Annotated in this window: 6 protein-coding genes and 1 pseudogene; 1 reads left to right on the forward strand and 6 read right to left on the reverse strand. The window is 64.0% G+C overall.

Annotated features, from left to right (window positions below):
* Nucleotides 1–264 precede the first annotated feature (264 nt).
* Nucleotides 265–606, forward strand: a complete 342-nt coding sequence (locus tag VGP39_RS27560) for an endonuclease domain-containing protein (protein WP_327571266.1) — start codon at nt 265–267, stop codon at nt 604–606.
* A 363-nt stretch (nt 607–969) separates the two neighbouring features.
* Here VGP39_RS27560 and trpB read toward each other — a convergent pair whose 3' ends face one another.
* The 6 genes and pseudogenes from trpB to VGP39_RS27590 all read right to left on the reverse strand — a co-directional run.
* A complete protein-coding gene (trpB, locus tag VGP39_RS27565; protein WP_327571261.1) occupies nt 970–2,184 on the reverse strand; it encodes a tryptophan synthase subunit beta in 1,215 nt (404 codons plus the stop codon).
* Between the two features lie 176 nt (nt 2,185–2,360).
* Nucleotides 2,361–3,002 (reverse strand): annotated as a pseudogene (locus VGP39_RS27570) (phosphoribosylanthranilate isomerase); the annotation flags it as partial.
* Between the two features lie 149 nt (nt 3,003–3,151).
* Nucleotides 3,152–3,544, reverse strand: a complete 393-nt coding sequence (locus VGP39_RS27575; RefSeq protein ID WP_327571262.1) for a LapA family protein — start codon at nt 3,542–3,544, stop codon at nt 3,152–3,154.
* A gap of 90 nt (nt 3,545–3,634) precedes the next feature.
* Complete coding sequence (locus tag VGP39_RS27580) at nt 3,635–3,940, reverse strand: integration host factor subunit beta (protein ID WP_327571263.1); 306 nt, start codon at nt 3,938–3,940, stop codon at nt 3,635–3,637.
* A 170-nt stretch (nt 3,941–4,110) separates the two neighbouring features.
* Nucleotides 4,111–5,091: a signal peptide peptidase SppA gene (gene sppA / locus VGP39_RS27585; protein WP_327571264.1), complete on the reverse strand. Its 981-nt coding sequence runs from the start codon at nt 5,089–5,091 to the stop codon at nt 4,111–4,113.
* A gap of 312 nt (nt 5,092–5,403) precedes the next feature.
* A partial coding sequence (locus VGP39_RS27590) for a S1 RNA-binding domain-containing protein (RefSeq protein ID WP_327571265.1) occupies nt 5,404–5,925 on the reverse strand: 522 nt, incomplete at its 5' end.

A 5,925-nucleotide genomic window follows, 5' to 3' on the forward strand; every position in this document is an offset into this window, starting at 1 on the left:
CCCCCCCCCCCCCCCCCCCCCCCCCGCCACGGATACAGCTTGGCGTTTGTGGCGCTACCTGTCCGCGGTGTGGAAGGATAAAGGGCGCCAAGCTCTGGATGCGTGGAGAGACCCCTCACCCGGATTGCTTGCGCAATCCGACCTCTCCCCAACGGGGAGAGGTGAAGGAAGCGGCGGCGCTGCGTCACACCTCTCCCCGGCGGGGAGAGGTCGGCTGCGAAGCAGCCGGGTGAGGGGGAGCCGCAGGCACGGCTGGTGAAGGGGATGGACAGGTTCAAAGCAAGAGCAAGAAAACGTCGCGAGTCGCAAACCAGCGCCGAGGCAAAGCTTTGGCAAGCGCTGCGCAACCGGCGGCTGGCGCGCTGGAAATTTCGCCGCCAGCATCCGATCGATCGGTATGTCGTTGACTTCGTAACACTCGACGGAAAACTGATCGCGGAAGTGGATGGCGTTACGCACGCCGAACCGGAACTGGCACGGGACAAGGCACGGTCCGACGTGCTGGAGGCCTGCGGCTTCCACATTGTCCGGGTCTCGAACACCGATGTGTATGACAATCTTGAGGGTGTGCTTGAGATGATCGAAGGCACACTTCGAATCGACTGAAGGCCCCTCACCCGGATTGCTTGCGCAATCCGACCTCTCCCCGACGGGGAGAGGTGAAGAAAGCGGCGGCGCCGCACACTCGCGCGGGACAGTCGCTCCATCTCGGCGAAATGGGTGTCGATGCGGGTGATCATCGTAGGGCAGCCGCTGTCCTACACCTCTCCCCGTCGGGGAGAGGTCGGCTGCGAAGCAGCCGGGTGAGGGGAAGCCACAGGCACAGCTGGGCGTACGGGGTACCTCTGCCCAGTGAGGGCGGAAGAACATTACAGTTCGAGTGGGTGGAGAGGCCCCTCACCCGGATTGCTTGCGCAATCCGACCTCTCCCCGACGGGGAGAGGTGAAGAAAGAGGCGGTGTCCCGTGTTCATTTCTTCCCCCGCAAAATCTCCGCGACCTGCGGGATATCCTTGTCGCCGCGGCCGGAGAGATTGACCACCATCAGGTGATCGCGCGATCGCTTCGGCGCCAGCTCCATTACCTTGGCGATGGCATGCGCCGATTCCAGCGCCGGGATGATGCCTTCCATCCGGGACAGCAGTTGAAAGGCGGTAAGCGCTTCATCGTCCGTGGCGGACAGGTAGGTCACGCGGCCGGTCTCATGCAGCCAGGAATGCTCCGGCCCGATGCCGGGATAGTCCAACCCCGCCGAGATCGAATGCGCGTCCTGGATCTGGCCGTCATCGTCCATCAACAGATAGGTGCGGTTGCCATGCAGCACGCCGGGCCGGCCGCCGGCGATCGATGCCGCGTGCAATTGCGTGAGCCCATGGCCCGCCGCCTCGACGCCGAAAATCTCCACGCTTGGGTCGTCGAGGAACGGATGAAACAGTCCCATCGCGTTGGAGCCGCCGCCGATGCAGGCGACCAGCGAATCCGGCAGGCGGCCTTCTGCCTCCTGCAGCTGCACGCGGGTCTCGTCGCCGATCACGCACTGGAAATCGCGCACCATCGCCGGATAAGGATGCGGGCCTGCGATCGTGCCGATGCAGTAATACGTGTTGTGGACGTTGGTCACCCAGTCGCGCAGCGCTTCGTTCATCGCGTCTTTCAGCGTGCGGGTGCCTGACTGCACCGGGACGACCCTGGCGCCGAGCATCTCCATCCGGAATACATTCGGCGCCTGCCGGGCCACATCGACGGCGCCCATATAGACGATACATTCAAGCCCGAACCGCGCGCACAGGGTAGCCGTGGCGACGCCATGCTGGCCGGCGCCGGTTTCGGCGATGATGCGCTTCTTGCCCATGCGGCGCGCGATCATGATCTGGCCGAGCACATTGTTGACCTTGTGCGAGCCGGTGTGGTTGAGTTCCTCGCGCTTGAGATAGATCTTTGCGCCGCCGAGATGCTCGCTGAGGCGCTCCGCAAAATACAGCGGCGACGGCCGGCCGACATAGTCCTTCAGATAGCCGTTCATCTCGGCGTGGAACGCCGGATCGGCCTTGGCCTCGGCATAGGCCTTTTCCAGATCGAGGATCAGCGGCATCAGCGTTTCGGCGACGAAGCGTCCGCCGAAAATGCCGAAATGCCCGGTCTCGTCGGGACCGCTGCGGAAGGAATTGGGCAGGTTCGGATTCATTGTCGCCTTTCGTCATGGCCGGGCATAGCCGTCCGAAGGACGGCGTCGCTTTGCTCGCCTATGTCCCGGCCATCTACGTCTTGCTTGCTGTCGTTTCGAGAGACGTGGATGCCCGGGCCTTCGCCGCGCCGAAGGGGCTCCGGCCCCGCAGGCGGGACAAGCCCGGGCAAGACGCCCTTAGTGGCGCGCGCGGCGCGGATGAAAGCGCGGATCATGTCGGGGTCCTTCAAGCCGGGCGCGCTCTCCACGCCCGAGGAAACATCGACGCCGCCGGCGCGCGTGACCCGCACGGCCTCCGCGACATTGCCGGCAGTGAGGCCGCCGGAAACCATGAAGGGAGTTTCGAGGGCGAGATTTTCCAGCACATGCCAGTCGAAGGTGGCGCCGAGGCCGCCGGGGCGGGTGGCATGTTTCGGCGCACGGGCATCGAACAGGATGTGGTCGGCGACCGCGGCATAGCCCGGCAGGCTCGCGAGATCGGCGGGCGTTTCGATCGCGAGCGCCTTCATCACACGCAATCCGAACTTCTGCTTGATGTCGCGAACCCGCGCCACCGATTCCTTGCCGTGCAATTGCAAAATATCCGGCTGCAGCGCATCGACGACGTTGGCGAGCGCCGCGTCGTCGGCATCGACCGAAAGTGCTACTTTTACAGCGCGACCCTTGGCCTGCTTGCCGAGTTCGCGGGCCTTTTCCAGGCTGAGATGCCGGGGCGAGGGCGGGAAGAACACGAATCCCACCATGTCGGCGCCGGAATCCAGCGCGACGTCGAGCGTCTCGCGCGTGGACAGGCCGCAAATTTTGACGATCAGAGACATGGTTCAACGCACCGGTTAGGGCGTAACAGGAAGGTCCTCATCCTGAGGAGCGGCCTCTCGGCCGCGTCTCGAAGGATGAGCAGTCGTGCTCATGGTTGGAGACGCGCGTAAGAACGCGCTCCTCACCATGAGGGGCTGCGGGGCGGGTTCTACAACGTCGCGCCGTGCTTGTCTCGCCGGTCGGCCCGATATCCGATGCCCTGCGGGGGCAGCGCCAGGAAGCGGGAATCGCCCCGCGAGGCGGCCGCGCCGGCGCGCAGTTCGGCCAGTTGCGCCTGCGCGCGCCTCGCGTCGGCTTCATGCTGGCGCGCCGCGCGCCGCCAGTGGCGCTGCCGGAACCAGGTTGCCGTTCCGCCCGCCACTACGCCGAGAACCGCCACCGCGATGATGACGACGAACAGCGGCATGGTGGCGCCGACAGATGGATCGCGGGAATTGAACGGATCGAACGACACCGTAACCAGATGCCGGTTGGCGACCGCAAAGACGATGAACAGCAGGCCCAGCGGAATCACGATCAGGGCCGTGAAAAATTTTCGCATGGCCTCTCTCACAGTAGAGCGATCTGGGACGCGTATTCCGCAAAAGTGGGTACCGGTTTTGCGATCAGAATACGCGCAATTTTAAATGCCTCACGCGCCCGCGTCGGGAGCGCCGGTCTCGCGGTTCAGCCGTTCGCGCATTTCCTTGCCGGTCTTGAAAAACGGCACACTCTTCTGGTCGACCGGGACATGGGCGCCAGTGCGCGGATTGCGCCCGGCGCGCGCGGGGCGATGCTTCACCGAGAACGCGCCGAAGCCGCGCAACTCGACGCGGTCGCCGCGCGCCAAGGCAGCTACGATTTCATCGAGGATCGCGTTCACAATGTTCTCCACATCCCGCTGATAGAGGTGCGGGTTGTGCTCGGCGATGCGCTGAACCAGTTCGGATTTGATCATCGAGGTTGGACCCATGGCGCGGGGACATGCATTTCCGTGAAAATGCCTTGAACTGTCAAGACGCTAAATGAAATTCCGGGCGCCGGAAAACACGTGACAAGCGGCCGATTCGGGGATTGTGACGCTGCTCGCAATGCGGGAAAGAGTGACGGAAACCGGACTTACAGGGCTTAGTTCGACGCCGCAGGACGCCACAACGCCAGCATGCCATCGAGACTGAGGTGTTCGATCGCTTGCGCGACGCCGGCCTGCTCGATCTGCCGCGCGATCGCGTTCAAGCCGAACGCGTCGAGCGTGATCGAAGCCGCGGTGCGCAGGAAAGTCAGGTCGCCGAACCGCGGCGCCAGTTTGAAATCGCGCACCGGCAGACCGCTTTTGACGTTTTTCTGCGCGACCAGCCACGCAATCGCGGTTTTCTCATCGCCGAGCTGGTCGATCAGTTTGAGATCGACCGCCTGGCGGCCGGTGAAGACCCGGCCATCGGCGACTTTTTCCAGCAGCGCGTCGTCCATGCCGCGGCGCTCTTTCACGAGGCCGCGAAACCAGGCGTAGGAATCCTTGACCAGCGAGTCGAGCGCGGCACGCGCTTCCGGACTGGTCGGCTCAAAACCGTTCGGCGCTGCTTTCAGCGGCGAGGACTTCACTTCCTCGACCTTGACGCCGACGGTCTTCATCAAGTCGGTGAAATTCGGAATTTGAAACAGCACGCCGATCGAGCCTACCAGCGAGGTCTGCTGGCCGACGATGTGATCGGCGGCGATCGCCGTGATATAGCCGCCCGACGCGGCCAGTCCTTCGACCACGACGACCAGCGGCTTCTTCGCTTTCAGGCGCACCAGCGCGTCGTAAAGCTGCTCGGAGCCGGCGGTGGTGCCGCCCGGCGAATTGATGTGCACGACGACAGCGGCGGCAGAGGATTTTTCCAGCCGCTCCAGCGCCTCGACGCGAGCCTGGTCGCTGCGGATCAGCCCCTCGATATTGAGGCGTGCGATCGAACCGGACGCGGTCAGCGCGCTGCTTCCGCCCGGCGCCGCCAGCACGCCAACGGTGACGGCGGCGGCAATGGCCACCAGCACCGCGGCGACGCGCCAGAACGTCAGCTTGCGGCGCATCCTGCGGCGGTCGACGATCACATCGGAATCAAGCGACATCGAAATTCTCCGGAGTTGCCCCGCGCGTTTTGCATCCGCAGCATGGATATCGGGTTATCTGAATACATCAATTGCGATGCAATATGAAGAAAACAAGGCCCCGTTCTCGCGTGCCCCGGATGCAGCGCAGCGTGTAGCCCTTGCGGAACGGTGCGCTGCAGAGCCGGGGCCCAGCTTGCTTGTCTAACCGGGGTCCCGGCTCTGAGCGGCATGAAGGATGCCGCACCGCGTCCGGGACACGCAAATATCATCATTAAAAAAGGGCTCCGGCCGAAACCGGAGCCCCTTATTTGTAAGGACGACGCGCGAGCCTTACTTCTCGGCGCGGCCCTTGAGCGCGGTGCCGAGAATGTCGCCCAGCGTCGCGCCGGAATCCGAGGAGCCGTACTGCGCGATGGCTTCCTTCTCTTCGGCGACTTCCAGCGCCTTGATCGAGACCTGCACCTTGCGGGCTTTCTTGTCGAACTGGATCACCCGCGCATCGACCTTTTCGCCGACCGCGAAGCGTTCGGCGCGCTGATCGCTGCGCTCGCGCGCAAGCTCCGACCGCTTGATGAAGGTGGTGAAGTCGGTGCCCGAGATCTGGACCTCGATGCCACCTTCCTTCACCTCGAGCACCTCGCAGGTCACCACCGCGCCCTTCTTGACGTCGCCGGGTTCTGCGAACGGATCGCCCTCGAGCTGCTTGACGCCGAGCGAGATGCGCTCCTTCTCGACATCGACATCGAGCACGATGGCCTTGACCATGTCGCCCTTCTTGAAGTTGTCGATCACCTGCTCGCCCGGAAGCTTCCAGTCGAGGTCGGACAGATGCACCATGCCGTCGACGTCGCC

The organism is Bradyrhizobium sp. (genome assembly GCF_036009065.1).
Classification (GTDB): Bacteria; Pseudomonadota; Alphaproteobacteria; order Rhizobiales; family Xanthobacteraceae; genus Bradyrhizobium.

Excerpts from the sequence above, each read along its gene's own strand:
- VGP39_RS27560 (WP_327571266.1), top strand. The coding sequence starts at position 265 with ATGGACAGGTTCAAAGCAAGAGCAAGAAAACGTCGCGAGTCGCAAACC.
- trpB (WP_327571261.1), bottom strand. The coding sequence starts at position 2,184 with ATGAATCCGAACCTGCCCAATTCCTTCCGCAGCGGTCCCGACGAGACC.
- VGP39_RS27575 (WP_327571262.1), bottom strand. The coding sequence starts at position 3,544 with ATGCGAAAATTTTTCACGGCCCTGATCGTGATTCCGCTGGGCCTGCTG.
- VGP39_RS27580 (WP_327571263.1), bottom strand. The coding sequence starts at position 3,940 with ATGATCAAATCCGAACTGGTTCAGCGCATCGCCGAGCACAACCCGCAC.
- sppA (WP_327571264.1), bottom strand. The coding sequence starts at position 5,091 with ATGTCGCTTGATTCCGATGTGATCGTCGACCGCCGCAGGATGCGCCGC.